General features: G+C 59.2%; 19 protein-coding genes. 5 read left to right on the forward strand and 14 right to left on the reverse strand.

Translation table 11 applies throughout. The annotated features are described in order from the left end of the window. Window positions 1-47: 47 nt before the first annotated feature. From cysN to BZL43_RS25425, 4 genes are all read right to left on the reverse strand, one after another. Window positions 48-1,946, reverse strand: a complete 1,899-nt coding sequence (gene cysN / locus BZL43_RS25410; RefSeq protein ID WP_095634820.1) for a sulfate adenylyltransferase subunit CysN — start codon at window positions 1,944-1,946, stop codon at window positions 48-50. A 53-nt stretch (window positions 1,947-1,999) separates the two neighbouring features. Beyond that, on the reverse strand, window positions 2,000-2,341 hold the full coding sequence (locus tag BZL43_RS25415) for a four helix bundle protein (protein WP_007901593.1): 342 nt from the start codon (window positions 2,339-2,341) through the stop codon (window positions 2,000-2,002). A gap of 104 nt (window positions 2,342-2,445) precedes the next feature. Continuing rightward, a complete protein-coding gene (gene cysD / locus BZL43_RS25420) occupies window positions 2,446-3,363 on the reverse strand; it encodes a sulfate adenylyltransferase subunit CysD (RefSeq protein ID WP_095634821.1) in 918 nt (305 codons plus the stop codon). A gap of 256 nt (window positions 3,364-3,619) precedes the next feature. Then, window positions 3,620-4,378 (reverse strand): Nif3-like dinuclear metal center hexameric protein, encoded by a 759-nt coding sequence (locus BZL43_RS25425; RefSeq protein WP_095634822.1) that lies wholly within the window; start codon window positions 4,376-4,378, stop codon window positions 3,620-3,622. 103 nt (window positions 4,379-4,481) lie between these two features. On the opposite strand from BZL43_RS25425, the gene algW reads away from it, so the two are divergent. The 3 genes from algW to BZL43_RS25440 all read left to right on the forward strand — a co-directional run bounded on the left by algW (window position 4,482) and on the right by BZL43_RS25440 (window position 8,603). Continuing rightward, a complete protein-coding gene (algW, locus tag BZL43_RS25430) occupies window positions 4,482-5,642 on the forward strand; it encodes a Do family serine endopeptidase AlgW (RefSeq protein WP_095634823.1) in 1,161 nt (386 codons plus the stop codon). A 110-nt stretch (window positions 5,643-5,752) separates the two neighbouring features. Then, complete coding sequence (locus BZL43_RS25435) at window positions 5,753-7,858, forward strand: TonB-dependent siderophore receptor (protein WP_095634824.1); 2,106 nt, start codon at window positions 5,753-5,755, stop codon at window positions 7,856-7,858. A gap of 13 nt (window positions 7,859-7,871) precedes the next feature. Continuing rightward, on the forward strand, window positions 7,872-8,603 hold the full coding sequence (locus BZL43_RS25440; protein WP_095634825.1) for a DUF4198 domain-containing protein: 732 nt from the start codon (window positions 7,872-7,874) through the stop codon (window positions 8,601-8,603). 124 nt (window positions 8,604-8,727) lie between these two features. Here the strand turns inward: BZL43_RS25440 and hisC are convergent, their stop codons facing one another. From hisC to BZL43_RS25490, 10 genes are all read right to left on the reverse strand, one after another. Further along, entirely contained in the window at window positions 8,728-9,780 is a 1,053-nt protein-coding gene (gene hisC, locus BZL43_RS25445) for a histidinol-phosphate transaminase (RefSeq protein WP_095634826.1), read from the reverse strand. A 2-nt stretch (window positions 9,781-9,782) separates the two neighbouring features. Further along, window positions 9,783-11,108 carry a histidinol dehydrogenase gene (hisD, locus tag BZL43_RS25450; RefSeq protein WP_095634827.1) on the reverse strand — a complete coding sequence of 442 codons (1,326 nt, stop codon included), beginning with the start codon at window positions 11,106-11,108 and terminating at the stop codon, window positions 9,783-9,785. A 124-nt stretch (window positions 11,109-11,232) separates the two neighbouring features. Beyond that, window positions 11,233-11,868, reverse strand: a complete 636-nt coding sequence (gene hisG, locus BZL43_RS25455; RefSeq protein ID WP_007901570.1) for an ATP phosphoribosyltransferase — start codon at window positions 11,866-11,868, stop codon at window positions 11,233-11,235. A 128-nt stretch (window positions 11,869-11,996) separates the two neighbouring features. Continuing rightward, window positions 11,997-13,262, reverse strand: coding sequence for a UDP-N-acetylglucosamine 1-carboxyvinyltransferase (gene murA / locus BZL43_RS25460; RefSeq protein WP_095634828.1), 1,266 nt, complete (start codon window positions 13,260-13,262; stop codon window positions 11,997-11,999). Between the two features lie 22 nt (window positions 13,263-13,284). Continuing rightward, on the reverse strand, window positions 13,285-13,536 hold the full coding sequence (locus BZL43_RS25465) for a BolA family protein (protein WP_095634829.1): 252 nt from the start codon (window positions 13,534-13,536) through the stop codon (window positions 13,285-13,287). A 115-nt stretch (window positions 13,537-13,651) separates the two neighbouring features. Beyond that, window positions 13,652-13,957 carry a lipid asymmetry maintenance protein MlaB gene (locus tag BZL43_RS25470; RefSeq protein ID WP_095634830.1) on the reverse strand — a complete coding sequence of 102 codons (306 nt, stop codon included), beginning with the start codon at window positions 13,955-13,957 and terminating at the stop codon, window positions 13,652-13,654. Continuing rightward, window positions 13,954-14,607, reverse strand: coding sequence for a phospholipid-binding protein MlaC (locus BZL43_RS25475; RefSeq protein ID WP_095634831.1), 654 nt, complete (start codon window positions 14,605-14,607; stop codon window positions 13,954-13,956). Before BZL43_RS25475 ends, BZL43_RS25470 begins: the two co-directional genes overlap by 4 nt. A gap of 11 nt (window positions 14,608-14,618) precedes the next feature. Further along, window positions 14,619-15,086, reverse strand: a complete 468-nt coding sequence (gene mlaD, locus BZL43_RS25480; RefSeq protein WP_095634832.1) for an outer membrane lipid asymmetry maintenance protein MlaD — start codon at window positions 15,084-15,086, stop codon at window positions 14,619-14,621. Then, window positions 15,086-15,883, reverse strand: coding sequence for a lipid asymmetry maintenance ABC transporter permease subunit MlaE (gene mlaE, locus BZL43_RS25485; protein ID WP_095634833.1), 798 nt, complete (start codon window positions 15,881-15,883; stop codon window positions 15,086-15,088). Before mlaE ends, mlaD begins: the two co-directional genes overlap by 1 nt. Beyond that, window positions 15,883-16,692 (reverse strand): ATP-binding cassette domain-containing protein, encoded by an 810-nt coding sequence (locus BZL43_RS25490; protein WP_095634834.1) that lies wholly within the window; start codon window positions 16,690-16,692, stop codon window positions 15,883-15,885. The genes mlaE and BZL43_RS25490 overlap by 1 nt, the downstream gene beginning before the upstream one ends. Window positions 16,693-16,969: 277 nt before the next feature. Here BZL43_RS25490 and BZL43_RS25495 point away from each other — a divergent pair, with 277 nt between their 5' ends. Both BZL43_RS25495 and BZL43_RS25500 read left to right on the forward strand, forming a co-directional pair. Next, window positions 16,970-17,944: a KpsF/GutQ family sugar-phosphate isomerase gene (locus BZL43_RS25495; RefSeq protein WP_095634835.1), complete on the forward strand. Its 975-nt coding sequence runs from the start codon at window positions 16,970-16,972 to the stop codon at window positions 17,942-17,944. Continuing rightward, entirely contained in the window at window positions 17,944-18,468 is a 525-nt protein-coding gene (locus BZL43_RS25500; protein WP_095634836.1) for an HAD family hydrolase, read from the forward strand. Before BZL43_RS25495 ends, BZL43_RS25500 begins: the two co-directional genes overlap by 1 nt. The last annotated feature ends 1 nt before the right edge of the window (window position 18,469 follow it).

The raw sequence follows: 18,469 nt of genomic DNA on the forward strand, positions 1-18,469 counted from the left end.
CCCGCCGATGATCACTCATCGGCGGGTTTCTTTTTACCGGCTAACGCTTAGATCGCACCACGCTGACGCAGCAGATCCAGCACTTGCCTGACGCTTTCTTCCACCGACAGCGACTGGGTGTCGATTACCAGATCGGCATTCAGCGGCACGTCGTAGGGGAAGGATTCGCCCGGAATGTTGTCGCCACCCGCCGCGTACAGACCTTGCGGATCACGCTCGGCACAGACCGTCGGCGAGGCCTGGACGTAGACCGTCAGCAGACGCTCTTTGCCGATCAGTTCCCTGGCCTGCTCACGACCTTCAGCACTCGGTGCAACGAAGGCCGCCAGGGTCAGCAGACCGGCTTCGTTGAACTGCCGGGCGACGTGCGCCGCACGACGCCAGTTTTCGGTACGCCCGGCGCGATCATGTGGCAGACCTTTGTTCAGGTCATGACGCAGGTTCTGGCCATCGAGCACGAACACCGCGCGGCCCATGTCGAACAACTTGCGTTCAACCGCGTAGGCCAGGGTGCTTTTGCCCGCGCCCGACAAGCCGCTGAACAACACGGTGGCCGGTTGCTGACCAAAGCGCTGGGCACGTTCTTCGGTAGCCACATGCGCCAGTTTGCCGTGGTGGGTGCTGCTGCCATGGCTCAACGGCTGGGCGATGATCATGCCGGCCGCGACCGTGCCGTTGGTCAGTCGATCGATGACGATGAACGAGCCGGTGGTGCGGTTGCTGTCGTAACCGTCCAGCGCGATGGCCGCGTCGAGGCTGATCTTGACCCGACCGATCTCGTTCAACTGCAGCGAGCTAGCGGGACCTTCGGCCAGGGTGTTCACGTCCACGCGATTGACGATGCTGGTGATCGAACCCGGCACGTAGGTCGTGGCGCGTTTGATGTCGTATTTCTTGCCCGGCAGCATCGGCTCTTCGGCCATCCACACCAGCATGGCGTCGAAGGCGTCAGTCACTTGCGGCTGATTGTCGGCATGCACCAGCAAGTCGCCCCGGGAAATGTCGATTTCGTCTTCCATGGTCAGCGTCACCGCTTGACCGGGACCGGCGTGCTCCAGCTCACCTTCGAAGGTGACAATGGATTTAACGCGGCTGCTCTTGCCCGACGGCAACACCACGACTTCGTCGCCCTTGTGCACGATGCCGCTGGCCAGGGTGCCGGCGAAACCACGGAAGTTCAGGTTCGGACGGTTGACGTACTGCACCGGGAAACGCAGGTCGGTGTAGTTGCGGTCGCTGGCGATTTCGACGGTTTCGAGAATTTCCATCAGCGACTGGCCGGTGTACCAGGGCGAGCGCTCGGACTTGTTCACGACGTTGTCGCCCTTGAGCGCGGACATCGGCACGAACGCCATGGTGGTCGGCTTGAATGCGATGCCTTCGGCGAACTTCAGGTAATCGGCCTTGATCGACTCGAACACGCTTTCGTCGAAGCCGTTGAGGTCCATCTTGTTGATGGCGACAACGATGTGCTTGATGCCCAGCAACGAGGCGATAAAGCTGTGGCGACGAGTCTGCGTCTGCACGCCGTAGCGGGCGTCGACCAGGATGATCGCCAGGTCACAGGTGGAGGCACCGGTGGCCATGTTGCGGGTGTACTGCTCATGGCCGGGGGTATCGGCGATGATGAATTTGCGTTTGGCGGTGGAGAAATAACGGTAGGCGACATCAATGGTGATGCCCTGCTCACGCTCGGCCTGCAAGCCGTCGACCAGCAACGCCAGGTCGATGTCTTCACCGGTGGTGCCCACTTTTTTCGAGTCGCGGGTGATGGCTTCCAGGTGATCTTCGTAGATCATCTTGGAGTCGTGCAGCAGGCGCCCGATCAGGGTGCTCTTGCCGTCGTCGACGTTGCCACAGGTCAGAAAGCGCAGCATTTCCTTGCGTTCGTGCTGGCCCAGGTAGGCGAGGATGTCCTCGCTGATCAAATCAGATGCGTGACTCATTGCATTCGAGCTCCAAGCTGTAAGCTTCAAGCGGCAAGCTTGTCGGCGTACAGCTACTCAGAAATTTTGTTGATCAAGCCGCATAGCATTCTTGAAAGCTCGCGGGTTTCTGTAATCCAATCGTCAGCCAGAGGATCAGCGATGTAGGCAATTTCACGGCCGATGAGGATCTGAGTGCGCAACTCACCGCATGAAGCTTTCGCCACCCAAAGAAAATGTACTTTTTCCTTGGGACCACAACGCTCCATTCCTTCAGCAATATTGGAAGGCACCGAAAGTGCAGAGCGGGTAATTTGATCCTTGAAGCCAAAGTCCCCACATCTCGACAACTCTCTATAGATCCTTACTGCCAAACACTTGCTTCTCTGCCAGACAATCAGCTTCTCGAAATCCATTGCGAGTCATCCGATAACGGCTCGCAACACCCAGCTGCAAGCATCAAACTGCGAAATTACGCATACCACCCTTAACTTGCAGCTTGCCGCTTGTAACTCGAAGCTTAAAAGTATCCCTGACGTTTCTTTTCTTCCATCGAACCGGCGCCATCGTGATCGATGACCCGGCCCTGGCGTTCGGAAGTTCGCGTCAGGAGCATTTCCTGAATGATGTCGGTCAGGCTGGTGGCCTCGGACTCGACCGCACCGGTCAACGGGTAGTCGCCCAGCGTACGGAAACGGACCTTCTTCTTGACGATGCGCGCCTTGTCTTCATCGCTCAGGTGGTTGAGCAGGCGCTCGTCGTCGATCATGATCCAGGTGCCATTCATCTCGATAACGTCGCGCTCGGCTGCAAAATACAGCGGCACGATCGGGATGCCTTCGAGGTAGATGTACTGCCAGATGTCCAGCTCGGTCCAGTTCGACAACGGGAATACGCGGATCGATTCGCCCTTGTTGACGTTGCCGTTGTAGACGTTCCACAACTCGGGACGCTGGTTTTTCGGGTCCCAGCGGTGCTTGGTGTCACGGAAGGAATACACGCGCTCCTTGGCCCGGGACTTCTCTTCGTCGCGACGGGCGCCACCGAATGCGGCGTCGAAACCATGCTTGTCGAGGGCCTGCTTGAGGCCTTCGGTCTTCATGATATCGGTGTGCTTGGCACTGCCATGGGTGAGCGGGTTGATACCCTGCGCAACGCCCTCGGGATTCACGTGCACCAGCAGGTCCAGGCCGAGTTCTTCGACCATGCGGTCGCGGAACGCGTACATTGCCTTGAACTTCCACTGGGTGTCGACGTGCATCACCGGAAACGGAAGTTTGCCCGGGAAGAACGCCTTGCGTGCCAGGTGCAGCATCACGGCGGAGTCTTTACCGACGGAGTACAGCATCACCGGGTTATCGAACTCGGCGGCGACCTCGCGGATGATGTGGATGCTTTCGGCCTCCAGCTGTTTGAGATGCGTCAGTTTGTCGACCATGGCTACTCACGAAAACGATCTTATGGACGGCCTGCGGGCCGTGTTCGAGCGGGGAATCCTAGCACAGCGCTCTCTTCTAATCAGGCCGCGGACTAGATCGAAAGGGTATATGAATATACCCCCTCGTTTGGGCTCTCCCCCTGTAGGAGCGAGGCTTGCCCGCGAAGAACGATTACGCGGTATGCCTGATGCACCGCGTTATCGTTCTTCGCGGGCAAGCCTCGCTCCTACAGGCCAACCCCCTTCAGTTTTGAAATCAAATAGGGTTCGGGCAATCGATGAAGATATGCTCGAGCGCGAAACGTCGCGCCAGGTAATCGCCCAAAGCCTGCACGCCGTAACGTTCAGTGGCGTGATGGCCGGCAGCGATGAAGCTGATGTCGTTTTCCCGGGCGCTGTGGAACGTTTGCTCGGAGGCCTCGCCGCTGAGGTACAGATCGACGCCGGCCAATACCGCCTGATCAATGTACCCCTGGCCGCCACCGGTGCACCAACCGACCCGACGAATCATCGCGCTGCCTTCGATCAGCAATGGCTCGCGCCCCATGACTTCCTGCACGCGACGGGCGAAATCGCGAGGAGTCATCGGTTCGCTCAACGAACCGACCAGGCCAACGACTTTCAGATTATCCGGATCCAGCGGGCCTTCGACGGTGATGTCCAGTTGCCGGGCAAGCTGCACGTTGTTCCCGACTTCCGGGTGCAGATCCAGCGGCAAGTGGTAGGACAGCAGGCTGATATCGTGCTTGAGCAGCGTTTTCAACCGGCGCTGCTTCATGCCGGTGATGCACGGGTTCTCGCCTTTCCAGAAATAGCCGTGATGCACCAGCACCAGATCGGCCTGAGCCTCCACCGCGGCGTCCAGCAACGCCTGGCTTGCGGTAACCCCACTGACGATGCGCATCACTTGCGGCCGGCCTTCGACCTGCAAACCATTAGGGCAGTAATCGGCGATCTTCGCACTTGCCAGGTAGCGGTCGGCTTCTTCGACCAGAGTACTCAGGGCAACGGCCATAAAAGACTCCTAAATATCCCGTTCAGAGGCACGCGCGGCCTCGTATAATGCGCGACATTATGGGCGGTCTCACACCGCCTGCAACCTTTGTAGGACTTGCTTAATGCTCAAGGCGCTGCGTTTTTCCGGCTGGCCGCTGTTAGCCGGCGTTCTTATCGCTCTATTGATTATGCAGCGTTATCCGCAATGGGTCGGGCTACCGAACCTGGATGTCAATCTGCAGCAAGCCCCACAAACCCTCGGTCTGCAGCAGGGCCCGGTGTCCTATGCAGACGCGGTGACCACGGCTGCGCCGTCGGTGGTCAATCTGTACACCACCAAAGTGGTCAACAAGCCCAGCCATCCGCTGTTCGAAGATCCGCAGTTCCGCCGCTTCTTCGGCGACAACTCGCCCAAGCAGAAGCGCATGGAATCGAGCCTCGGTTCGGGCGTGATCATGAGCCCGGAAGGTTACCTGCTGACCAACAACCATGTGACCAGCGGTGCCGACCAGATCGTGGTGGCGCTCAAGGACGGTCGTGAAACCCTGGCCCGGGTTATTGGCAGCGATCCGGAAACCGACCTCGCGGTATTGAAGATCGACCTGAAAAACCTGCCATCGATCACCGTCGGCCGCTCCGACAACATCCGCATCGGCGATGTGGCCCTGGCCATCGGCAACCCCTTCGGCGTCGGCCAGACCGTGACCATGGGCATCATCAGCGCCACCGGGCGCAATCAGCTGGGGCTGAACAACTACGAAGACTTCATCCAGACCGACGCCGCGATCAACCCCGGCAACTCCGGCGGTGCGCTGGTGGACGCCAATGGCAACCTGACCGGCATCAACACGGCGATCTTCTCCAAGTCCGGCGGTTCTCAGGGCATCGGCTTCGCCATCCCGGTCAAACTGGCGATGGAAGTGATGAAGTCGATCATCGAACACGGCCAGGTGATTCGCGGCTGGCTCGGTATCGAAGTGCAACCGTTGAGTCAGGAACTGGCGGAATCGTTTGGGCTGTCCGGGCGTCCGGGGATCGTGGTTGCGGGGATTTTCCGTGACGGCCCGGCACAGAAGGCCGGCCTGCAATTGGGCGATGTGATCCTGAGCATCGACGGTGAACCGGCCGGCGACGGTCGCCGCTCGATGAACCAGGTAGCGCGAATCAAGCCGACCGACAAGGTCACCATACAGGTGATGCGCAACGGTAAAGAGCTCAAGCTCACGGCGGAAATCGGTCTGCGTCCGCCACCCGCGCCGATCAAGGAAAAAGAAGGCGAGTAAGCCGCCAGGAGCTGCACCCTAAGCAGCTCCATAACTGCGAAGCTGTTAACAGCAGACATTCTCATTAGGCATGTTATATTGTTTCAATAAAATTATTGGAACAACATAACATGTCGTCTCGAACAATGGCTTCCCTCGCAGGCCTGGCCCTCGGTTTGCTGGGGAATCCGGTCTTCGCCGAAGAATCGAAAACTGTTGAACTGGACGCCATCAGCGTCACCTCCGACTACGAATCCCCCACCGGCCCGGTCAAGGGTTACCGCGCCACGCGCTCCTCCAGTGCAACCAAAACCGACACGGCCATTCGCGATATCCCGCAATCGATCAGTGTGGTTCCCGTCAGTGTGCTCAAGGACCTGGGCAGCACCAGCGTCGAGCGCGCACTGGAATTTGCCGGCGGTGTGTCGAAGCAGAACAACTTCGGCGGCCTGACGCTCTACGAATACAGCGTTCGCGGCTTCACCACGTCGGAGTTCTACAAGGACGGCTTCAGTGCCAACCGCGGCTATCCAAGTACGCCGGACGTGGCCAACATCGAACGCGTCGAAGTGCTCAAAGGCCCGGCCGCCAGCCTCTACGGTCGTGGCGATCCGGGCGGCACGGTGAACATCGTCACCAAGAAACCCCAGCCTGAAGCCTTCACCACGCTGCAAACCAGCGCTGGCAGCTGGGATCGCTATCGCACCGCGGTGGACGTCAATACGCCACTGGATGATCAGGGCAACGTTCTGTCCCGCGTGAACCTGGCCGTGGAGGACAACCACAGCTTTCGCGATCATGTCGACAGCCAGCGTGTGTTCGTTGCGCCTTCCTTCAGCTGGCAACTGAACCCGGACACCAGCCTGTTGGTGGAAAGCGAATTCGTGCGCCACAGCTCGACCTTCGATCGCGGTGTCGTCGCGCCGAACAACAAATGGAGCGGCGTCTCCCGTTCGACTTTCCTTGGCGAACCCAACGATGGCGATATCGACAACCACAACAATCTGCTGCAAGCCGCCCTCGAACATCAGCTCAACGACCGCTGGAAACTGCGCCTCGCCAGCCATTACAAAGAAGGCAAACTCTGGGGCTTCGCCTCCGAAAGTCGTCCCTTGAACGCCGACGGCCATACCGTCAACCGTCGCTATCGTGAGCGCGATTCCAACTGGCATGACAGCATCACTCAACTCGAGCTGCGTGGCTTGTTCGACATTGGCAGTTGGCAACACGACCTGTTGATCGGCAGCGAATACGAGAATTTCCGCAAGAAGGAACGGGTCACGACCATTGCCGGCGGCCCTTACGCGATCGATATCTATCGACCGATCTACGGCCAGCCGAAACCCAATGGCGCACGCTCCGGGACTGACTTCTTCGAGCATGTAGAAAGCCGGGCGCTGAACCTTCAGGACCAGATCGTCTTCACCGACAAACTGCGCGGCTTGCTCGGTGCGCGCGTCGAACATTTCGAACAAAGCATCGACGATCACAGCCGCAACGCCACCAGCCGCCAGCGCCACGACGCGCTGACCCAGCGAGCCGGTCTGCTCTACCAACTGACGCCCGAAGTGGGGTTATTCGCCAACGCCTCCACCTCATTCAAACCGAACAACGGCCTGGACGCCGCCGGTAAATCCTTCGACCCGGAAGAAGGCGTCGGTTACGAAGTCGGGGTCAAGAGTGAGCTGTTCGACGATCGCCTGAGCACCACCCTCGCCGCCTTCCATATCGAAAAGGAAAACGTCCTGGCCCTCGACCCAAGCACCGACTCCAGCCGCGCCATGGGCAAGGCCCGCAGCCAGGGGTTCGATTTGCAAGTCACCGGGCAAGTGACCGACGCCGTGCGAGTGATCGGTGCTTTCGCGTACATCGACGCCGAAGTCACCCAAGGCGACAAGGTGATTCCCACCGGCAGCCGAATTCTTGGCGTGGCCAAACGCAGCGGCAGTCTGTTGGGCGTTTATGAATTCCAGGACGGCCATCTGCGCGGTTCGGACCTTGGCGCAGCGTTCACCTATGTCGGCGATCGCTCGGGTGAAGCCGGCAGCGATTTCCAATTGCCGGCGTATCACACCGTGGATCTGCTGGCCCATTACAAGGCCAGCGAAAACCTCACCGTGGGCCTGAACCTGAACAACCTTTTCGACGAGAAATACTTCGAGCGCTCCTACAGCAACTACTGGGTCAATCCCGGAGAACCGCGCAATTTTACCCTCAGCCTGACACTCAACCTGTAAAAGGACGTCCACCATGCAACATCTGAAGTCCCTGGCACTGCCTGGTCTGCTGCTCGGCCTGTTAAGCGCCAGTCAAGTCTCGGCCCACGGTCTCTGGACCGAACAACGTCGCAGCAACATCGAAGTCATCTACGGCCACGGCGCCGAAGACAACGCGTTCAAGGCGCAGAAAATCAGTGGCGCCTGGGCGTATGACGTTGCCGGAAAAATGATCCCGGTTGATGTGCAACGTCTGGCCGACCATGCCCGTCTGCAACCGCTGAAACCGCCAGCAGTGATGGCGGTAGCGCTGAACAATGGCATGTGGTCGCAAACGGCGGATAAGCAATGGATCAACGAAGGACGCAGCAAAGTGCCGGGGGCCATCGAGTCGACCGAGACGTTCAAATACAGCCTGGCAATCTACCAGCCGGGGGCGAAGCTGCCGAAGCTCGATCAAATGAAATTGTTGATTGTGCCGGAAGTTGATCCGCTAACCGTGGGGCCGGGCAAGTCGTTGCCGGTTCGAGTGCTGCTGGACGGTAAGCCGGCGGCGGGCGTGAAGTTGGTGGGCGACTATCGCAGCGCGCCGGATACGTTAAGCACCGAGACCGATGCAGAGGGTCGGGCGCAAGTATTGGTGCGTAATGAAGGGTTGAATGTGATTGCGGCGCAGGTGGAAGTTCCGCTGAAGGACAATCCGGATGTGGCGACACGTGGGCTGTTCACGTCGCTGACTTTTGTGGGCGAAGCGCATCACGATTAACCCCGAATGATCGTTCCCACGCTCTGCGTGGGAATGCCGCCATGGATGCTCTGCGTCCACTGTGACGCAGAGCGTCACGGGATGCATTCCCACGCGGAGCATGGGAATGATCAGTCTGGGGGTGTTACAGGTCGCCCAGTGCGTCGATCAGTGCCTGATTCTGCTCCGGCGTACCGATGGTAATCCGCAGGAACTGGGCAATCCGTTCTTGCTTGAAGTGCCGCACGATCACGCCTTGTTCGCGCAACTTCGCCGCCAGCCCTGCCGCATCGTGCTTCGGATGACGGGCAAAAATGAAGTTTGCCGCCGAGGGCAGCACCTCAAATCCTTTCGCTTGCAGCTGCGCGACCACTTTCTCGCGACTTTCGATGACCAACCGGCAGGTCTTGTCGAAATACTCACGATCTTCGAACGCCGCGGCTGCCCCGACAATCGCCAGACGGTCCAGCGGGTAGGAGTTGAAGCTGTTCTTGATCCGCTCCAGCGCCTCGATCAGGTCCGGATGCCCGACCGCCAGGCCAACCCGCAGGCCTGCCAGTGAACGGGACTTGGACAGGGTCTGAGTCACCAACAGGTTCGGATACCGGTCTACCAGCGTGATCGCCGTTTCACCACCGAAATCGATGTAAGCCTCATCCACCACGACCACTGAATCCGGGCTGGCCTTGAGCATCTGCTCGACCGCGTCCAGCGCCAACAGGCAACCGGTCGGTGCGTTCGGATTCGGAAAAATGATCCCGCCGTTCGGCTTGGCATAATCCGCCGGATTGATCTGGAACTGTTCATCCAGCGGCACCGCGTCGAATGCGATGCCGTACAAGCCGCAGTAGACCGGGTAGAAGCTGTAGCTGATGTCCGGGAACAACAACGGCTGATCATGTTGCAGCAAACCGTGGAAAATGTGCGCCAGGACTTCATCGGAACCGTTGCCGAGGAACACTTGATTGCCCTGCACGCCGTAGTACCTGGCGACAGCCTGCTTGAGCAGGTCGCTGTTCGGGTCCGGGTACAGACGCAGGTTGTCGTTCAGTTCGGTCTGCATCGCGGCCAACGCTTTGGGCGATGGGCCGTATGGGTTTTCGTTGGTGTTGAGCTTCACCAGTTTTGCCAGCTTCGGTTGCTCGCCCGGCACGTAAGGCACCAGGTTCTTGACGAAGGGACTCCAGAATTTACTCATGCTCAGCTGCCCTTCTTATCGTCAACGATGCGGTATTCGGCGCTGCGGGCGTGGGCGGTCAACGACTCGCCACGGGCCAGCACGGAAGCGGTTTTGCCCAGTTCGGAGGCACCCTGCTCTGAGCAGAAGATGATCGACGAACGTTTCTGGAAGTCATAAACACCCAGCGGCGAAGAGAAGCGCGCGGTGCCGGACGTTGGCAGCACGTGGTTCGGGCCAGCGCAATAATCGCCCAAGGCTTCGGACGTGTGGCGGCCCATGAAGATCGCGCCGGCGTGGCGGATCTGCGGCAACCAGGCCTGCGGGTCGGCAACCGACAACTCCAGGTGCTCGGGCGCAATACGGTTGGCCACTTCGATGGCTTGTTCCATGTCACGAACCTTGATCAGCGCACCGCGACCGTTGATCGAGGTTTCGATGATTTCAGCGCGCTCCATGGTCGGCAGCAGTTTGGCGATGCTCGCCGCGACCTGGTCGAGGAACTCGGCGTCCGGGCTGACCAGAATTGCCTGGGCGTCTTCGTCGTGCTCGGCCTGGGAGAACAGGTCCATGGCAATCCAGTCCGGATCGGTCTGGCCGTCACACACCACGAGGATCTCGGAGGGGCCGGCGATCATGTCGATGCCGACCTGACCGAACACGTGGCGCTTGGCGGTGGCGACATAGATGTTGCCAGGGCCGACAACCTTGTCGACCTTCGGCACGCTTTCGGTGCCGTAAGCCAGCGCCGCAACGGCCTGGGCGCCGCCGATGGTGAACACCCGGTCAACCCCGGCAATGCAGGCCGCGGCCAGCACCAGCTCGTTGATCTCGCCGCGCGGTGTCGGCACGACCATGACCACTTCGCTCACGCCGGCAACCTTGGCTGGAATAGCGTTCATCAGTACTGAAGAGGGGTATGACGCTTTGCCGCCCGGCACATACAGACCGGCGCGATCCAGCGGCGTGACCTTCTGGCCCAACACTGTGCCGTCGGCTTCGGTGTAGCTCCAGGAATCCTGCTTTTGCTTTTCGTGGTAGCTGCGCACGCGAGTCGCGGCCTTTTCCAGGGCTTCACGCTGAGGCGCGGTGATGCGGGTCAGGGCCAGTTCCAGGCGTTCACGCGGCAGAATCAGGTCTGCCATGGAGTCGACCTGCAGGCCGTCGAACTTCTGGGTGAATTCCACCAGCGCTGCGTCGCCGCGCTCGCGCACCGCCTTGATGATGTCCAGCACCCGCTGATTGACCGAGTCGTCAGACACACTTTCCCAGCTCAGCAGATGATCCAGATGATGTGCGAAATCCGGGTCGGCAGCGTTGAGTCGGCGAATTGCAGTCGGTGCGGTCATAGCGAGAGCCTCATAGGATTGGCAAAAACTCAGGCGCCCGAAGCTAACATTCGATCCGCTTGGGCACCTGAGAATTCTGGCTATGAGGCGGATAGACGGCGCGACTCAAGGTCGCGCAGGTAAATCAGCCGCGGTGTCGAGACTCCACTGCCTTGCGCAGGGTGTCGATCAACGCCTGGATACGGGCGTGTTGCATTTTCATCGAAGCTTTGTTGACGATTAGCCGCGAGCTGATGTCGGCAATGAAATCCTGGGGTTCCAGGCCATTGGCGCGCAGGGTGTTACCGGTGTCGACCACGTCGATGATCTTGTCTGCAAGACCGATCAGCGGCGCCAACTCCATCGAGCCGTAGAGCTTGATGATGTCGACCTGACGGCCTTGCTCGGCGTAGTAACGCTTGGCGACGTTGACGAACTTGGTCGCTACCCGCAGACGGCCCTTGGGCTCGACATCACCGACACGGCCGGCGGTCATCAGCTTGCAGAGGGCAATTCGCAGGTCCAGAGGCTCGTACAGACCCTGGCCGCCGTATTCCATCAGCACATCTTTACCGGCGACACCGAGGTCCGCGGCACCATGCTCGACGTAGGTCGGCACATCGGTGGCGCGTACGATCAGCAGGCGCACATCGGCCTGGGTCGTGGGGATGATCAGCTTGCGGCTCTTGTCCGGATTCTCGGTCGGCACGATGCCCGCTTCAGCCAGAAGCGGCAGGGTGTCGTCAAGGATGCGGCCCTTGGACAGTGCGATAGTCAGCATGGGAAACGTCAGTCCTTATCAGGCTACTGATGCCCGGTCGCAAATGGCGCCGGACACACATCGAACCTGAAACAGGCTCGACTTGAAACGAATTCAACGGGCGCGTCCCTGCACCCTTGCAGCAGAAACTAGCCCGGTACGCGGCGAATCTTCGCGCCGAGCATCTGCAGTTTCTCTTCGATGCACTCGTAACCACGGTCGATGTGGTAGATGCGGTCGATCAGGGTATCGCCTTCGGCGATCAGCGCCGAGATCACCAGGCTGGCCGAAGCACGCAGGTCGGTGGCCATTACTGGCGCGCCCTTGAGCTTTTCGATACCGGTGACGATGGCGGTGTTGCCTTCGACCTGAATGTGAGCGCCCATGCGGTGCAGTTCGTAAACGTGCATGAAGCGGTTTTCGAAGATCGTCTCGATCACCGCGCCAGTGCCTTCGGCAATAGCGTTGAGGGAGATGAACTGCGCCTGCATGTCGGTCGGGAACGCCGGGTATGGAGCGGTCCGCACGTTGACGGCTTTTGGCCGCTTGCCGTGCATGTTCAGCTCGATCCAGTCTTCGCCGCAGGTGATTTCAGCACCCGATTCGCGAAGCTTTTCCAGAACGGCTTCGAGAATGGTCGGATCAGTGTCCTTGACCTTCACGCGACCGCCGGTTACCGCTGCCGCCACCAGGTAGGTGCCGGTTTCGATACGGTCTGGCATTACTTTGTAGGTGGTCGGGTGCAGACGCTCGACGCCATCAATGGTGATGGTATCGGTGCCGGCACCGGAAACCTTCGCACCCATGGCGTTCAGGAAGTTCGCCAGGTCGACGACTTCAGGCTCGCGAGCGGCGTTTGCCAGCACGCTGCGGCCCTTGGCCAGAGCGGCAGCCATCATGATGTTCTCGGTACCGGTCACGCTGACGGTATCGAAGAAGAAGTGCGCACCACGCAGGCCACCTTCAGGAGCCTTGGCCTTGATGTAGCCACCTTCGACGTCGATCACCGCTCCCATGGCTTCGAGGCCACGGATGTGCAAGTCGACCGGACGCGAACCGATGGCGCAACCGCCAGGCAGTGCGACTTCGGCTTCACCGAAACGGGCAACCATCGGGCCCAGCACCAGGATCGAGGCACGCATGGTTTTCACCAGCTCGTACGGCGCGACCAGGGTCTTGATGGTGCGCGGGTCGATTTCGACGCTGAGCTTCTCGTCGATCACCGGCTCGATGCCCATGCGACCGAACAGCTCGATCATGGTCGTGATGTCGTGCAGGTGCGGCAGGTTGGCAACGGTCACCGGGCCATCACACAGCAGGGTTGCAGCCAGGATCGGCAAGGCAGAGTTCTTTGCCCCGGAGATGCGGATTTCGCCGTCAAGACGAGCACCGCCAGTAATAATCAATTTATCCATAAGAATCTCGACGCCCTTGGGCTCAGGTGCGCTCGGCCCAGGCCGCGCTGCTGAAAAATTTCATAGTGACCGCATGGATGCTGCCATCGGCGATCCATGGGTTCAAATGGGCATAGATCTGCTGCTGACGCTTCACCGGGCTCAACGCCGCCAGTTCATCGCTAATCACGTTCAGCTGAAAGTTGCAGCCTTCGCCCTCAACTTCCACCTGCACTTGTGACAGAGAAACGGACAGCTTTTCTTCAAGGAAGCTCTTTACTTCGTTGGCCTGCATGCTCAACCTCAATCGGCGCCCTGTGCGCGCGGGTCGGACATCATACAAAAAAGCCCCGCGCCTGCGAACCCCGCATTCACAGGACTCTGACGGGGGGCTTCTTTATAGATGCGGTTCAGGGGTGCGCCAACAGCTCGGTCAATTCGCTGACCTGAGCGATTTCGCGCATATCGTCGGGCATCGCGCGAATGCTCAGGGCCTTTCCGGCCGCCTGGGCATCGCGCATGAAACACAGCAACAGCGACAAGCCGACACTGCTGGACTTTTCCACCGCGGAGCAGTCGACCACCAGCGCAGCCGCGTTGCTGGACTTGATCAGCGCCTGCCCCTGCTTGCGCAAGTTGGGGCCCGTACGGTAATTCAGCACGCCACTGAGCAACAGCTCGCCGGCTTCGCTCATGCGGATGGCCGACTCACTCATTGGGTTTGATTCTCGGTGGATTTCTCGGTGACTTCCTTGGCTTTGGCGACTTCCCCGGCCCAACCATCGATGGTTTTGTCCAGATCGTTGCCATTGCGCTGCATCGCATCAGCGAACTGATCGCGGAACAGCTTGCCAATGTTGATGCCGTTGATGATCACGTTGCGCAGTTTCCACTCGCCATTGATCTTTTCAAGTGTGTAAGACACAGGATAGATCGCGCCGTTACTGCCTTTGACGGTCATGCCAACGCTGGTACGGTCTCCCGATTCTTCCTTGGCAGGATCGACGACGATGCCCTGGTTGTCGTATTCAAGCAAAGCATTGCCATAGAACTGGAACAGGCCTCTTTTGAAGTTTTCGACGAACCTTTGCATCTGCTCGGGCGTAGCCTTGCGCGAATACTTGACCGTCATGATGCTTTTGGAAATACCTTCGGCATCCACCACAGGTCCGACGATGGTATTGAGCGCCGTATAAAAGTCTTGTGGGTCCTGCTTGTACTTTTCCTTGTTGGCGGCAAGATCCGCCAACAACCGGTTGGTGGTGTCTTGCACCAGTTCGTGCGCCGACTGTGCCGCCACGGCGTTAGCCATCAACGGAAAGGCCGCGAGTATCACCAACAGGCCACGTCGCAAGATAGAGATCATTCAAAAGCTCCTCATTTAGCGTCTTTGCTAACGGTATTGAGCAGGAATTTACCGATCAGGTCCTCGAGCACCAGCGACGACTGCGTGTCGTGGATGGTTCCCCCTTCCTTGAGCAAGGCTTCTTCCCCGCCCACGCTGATACCGATGTATTTCTCACCCAACAGGCCAGCGGTCAGGATAGATGCAGTGGAATCGGTCGGCAGATTATCTACGCGCTTTTCCAGTTGCATGGTCACCCGACCGGTGAAGCTGTCGCGGTCCAGATCGATTGCAGTGACTTTGCCGATGGTGACACCGGCCATGGTCACTTTAGCTCTGACCGTCAAACCGGCGATATTGTCGAAATATGCATAAAGTTTATAAGTATCGGTGCTCGCCGTCGGAGCCAGACCGCTGACCCGCAGCGCAAGCAACAGCAAAGCCAGGATGCCAGCCAGCAAGAAAAGGCCGACACCGATTTCCAGGGTGCGGTTTTGCATCAGAAATCTCCAAACATCAAGGCGGTCAAGATAAAGTCCAGGCCGAGCACAGCCAAAGAGGCATACACCACGGTCTTGGTAGTGGCACGACTGATCCCCTCGGAAGTGGGCTCGCAGTCATAGCCTTGGAATACGGCGATCCAGGTCACGACGAAGGCAAATACCATGCTTTTGATAATGCCGTTGAGCACATCGTCGACAAACGTCACGCTGTTTTGCATGTTCGACCAGTAGGAGCCTTCATAAACCCCCAGCCAGTCGACGGCCACCCACGAACCGCCCCAGATACCCACCACGCTGAAAATCGTCGTCAGCACCGGCAAGGAAATGAAGCCGGCCCACAGACGCGGAGCAATGATGTACTTGAGCGGGTCGACCCCGATCATTTCCAGGCTGGACAATTGCTCGGTGGACTTCATGTTGCCGATTTCGGCGGTCAGCGCCGAACCTGCGCGCCCGGCGAACAGCAAGGCGGTGACTACCGGCCCCAGTTCACGCAGCAGCGTCAACGCAACCATCTGCCCGACGGCCTGTTCCGAACCGTAGCTGGACAGAATATTGAACCCCTGCAGGGCCAGCACCATGCCGATGAACACCCCGGAGACCACGATGATCACCAGGGACATCACGCCCACCGAATGCAGTTGCTTGACCAGCAAGCCAAAACCGCCGCCGATGCCGCCACGACCGAGCAAGGCATGGAACAGGAACAACGCCGAACGCCCAAACACCGCCATCACGTCGATGCCGGCATAGCCGAAACGGCGCACCCTTTCTATTAGTGTGATTTTGCGCATCAACGCTTCCCCAGAAGATCTGCGCGGTAATCCGGCGCTGGAAAGTGGTATGCGACCGGGCCGTCGGGTTCGCCAGTCAAAAATTGACGAACACGTGGCTCATCGGATTTCATCAGATCCTTGGGCGAGCCTTGACCCAACACCTGCCCGTCGCCCACCACGATAAGGTGGTCGGCGATGCTCGCGGTCTCGGCCAGGTCGTGGGAGACCACGATACTGGTGATGTTCAGGGCATCGTTGAGCAGGCGGATCAGGCGCACCAGCACGCCCATGGCGATCGGGTCCTGGCCGACGAAGGGCTCGTCGTACATAAGAATTCGCGGATCGAGCGCAATTGCCCGGGCCAAGGCGACGCGACGTTTCATGCCGCCGGACAATTCGTCAGGCATCAGGTCGATGGCGCCACGCAAGCCAACAGCCTGCAATTTGAGCAGGACAATGTCGCGGATCATTTCTTCAGGCAGCGCTGTATGAACACGCAGCGGAAAGGCGACGTTCTCGAACACATCAAGGTCGGTAAACAATGCACCGCTCTGAAACAGCACACCCATGTGCTTGCGCGCATCGAACAGATCGTTGCGCGACAGTGTTGGCAGGTTCTGCCCATTGACCCAGACTTCGCCGCTGGTGGGGCGCAATTGCGCGCCTATCAGCCGCAACAGCGTGGTCTTGCCACACCCGGAAGGTCCCATGATACCGGTGACCTTGCCGCGCGGGATGCGGATATCGACGTTATTGAAAATGCTGCGCGTACCGCGCTTGAAGGTCAGTCCCTTCAGCTCGACCGCGTAGGCGTTATCGGCACTCATCTAAACTCCTTGCGATGCAGCCTCTCACTCGGACGCCTGGCTTTCTGGCGAAAGCACATACCTTCCCGGGCAGGCCGAACTGGCGGCGAACTATATCACTGCAAAGCTCAAGCGCCCAAGGCCCAAGCCGGGCATGTTCAGCAACAAGATCGCCTGAAATCATCTATTTAAAGAGGATTCGGTAACAAGGAATGACAAACCGCGACGAACTAGCGTGAGGGTTTTGATCATTACCGTTATAATCGCCGCCTTTTCATCAGGCTATTTGATTTCCGACATGAACCAATCCAGCGACCTGATTCAATCCGCACAACGTACCATCCGTTTGGAACTGGAGGCCGTACAAGGCTTGCTACCCCATATCGATGCCGATTTCGTACGTGCGTGCGAGATGATTCTGGCCAGCAAAGGCCGCGTGGTTGTGGTCGGCATGGGCAAATCGGGGCACATCGGCAACAAGATTGCCGCCACCCTGGCCAGCACCGGCACCACGGCTTTTTTCGTGCACCCGGCCGAGGCCAGCCATGGCGACATGGGCATGATCACCCGCGACGACATCATTCTGGCGCTGTCGAACTCCGGTTCCACCAACGAGATCGTCACCTTGCTGCCGTTGATCAAACGCCAAGGCATTCAAATGATCAGCCTGACCGGCAACCCCGAGTCACCGCTGGCCAAGGCAGCGGAAGTCAACCTCAATGCAAGCGTCGAGCATGAAGCCTGCCCGCTGAATCTGGCACCCACCTCGTCGACCACCGCCGCACTGGTCATGGGTGATGCTCTGGCCGTCGCCTTGCTTGAAGCGCGCGGCTTTACCGCTGAAGATTTCGCTTTTTCCCACCCGGGAGGTGCCCTCGGCCGCCGCTTGCTGCTGAAAGTGGAAAACGTGATGCATGCCGGCACCGAATTGCCGCAGGTGATGTGCGGCACGCTGCTCAAGGATGCCCTGATGGAAATGACCCGCAAGGGATTGGGCATGACCGTCATATTAAGCACCGATGGAAAGCTCGCCGGGATCTTCACCGACGGCGACCTGCGCCGCACGCTGGACCGCACCATCGATATCCACAGCACCACCATTGATGAAGTGATGACCGCCCACGGCAAGACCGCCCGCCCCGAGATGCTCGCCGCCGAGGCCCTGAAAATCATGGAAGACCACAAGATCAACGCACTGGTAGTGGTCGACGATGAAGATCGACCGGTCGGCGCCTTGAACATGCACGATTTGCTGCGTGCGGGAGTAATGTAATGAGCACCGACCTGCTGCAACGTGGCAAACAGATCAAACTGGCGGTGTTTGACGTCGATGGCGTGCTGACCGACGGGCGCCTGTACTTCCTCGAAGACGGTAGCGAATTCAAGACGTTCAACACCCTCGACGGCCAGGGCATCAAGATGTTGATGGCCGCTGGTGTGCAGACCGCTATCATCAGTGGCCGCAAGACCCCTGTGGTTGAACGGCGCGCCAAGAACCTCGGCATTGCGCACCTTTATCAGGGCCGCGAAGACAAACTGGTGGTACTCGACGAACTGCTTGGCCAACTCAACCTGAGCTATGAACAAGTGGCCTACCTGGGCGACGACCTGCCAGACCTGCCGGTGATTCGCCGTGTCGGCCTTGGCATGGCGGTGGCCAGCGCCGCCAGTTTCGTGCGCGAACACGCCCACGGCATCACTCAGGCCCGCGGTGGCGAGGGTGCCGCTCGGGAGTTCTGCGAATTGATCCTGCGCGCCCAGGGCCACCTTGATGCGGCCAACGCCGCGTACCTGTGAG

Source organism: Pseudomonas sp. PICF141, from assembly GCF_002286815.1.
Taxonomy (GTDB): domain Bacteria; phylum Pseudomonadota; class Gammaproteobacteria; order Pseudomonadales; family Pseudomonadaceae; genus Aquipseudomonas.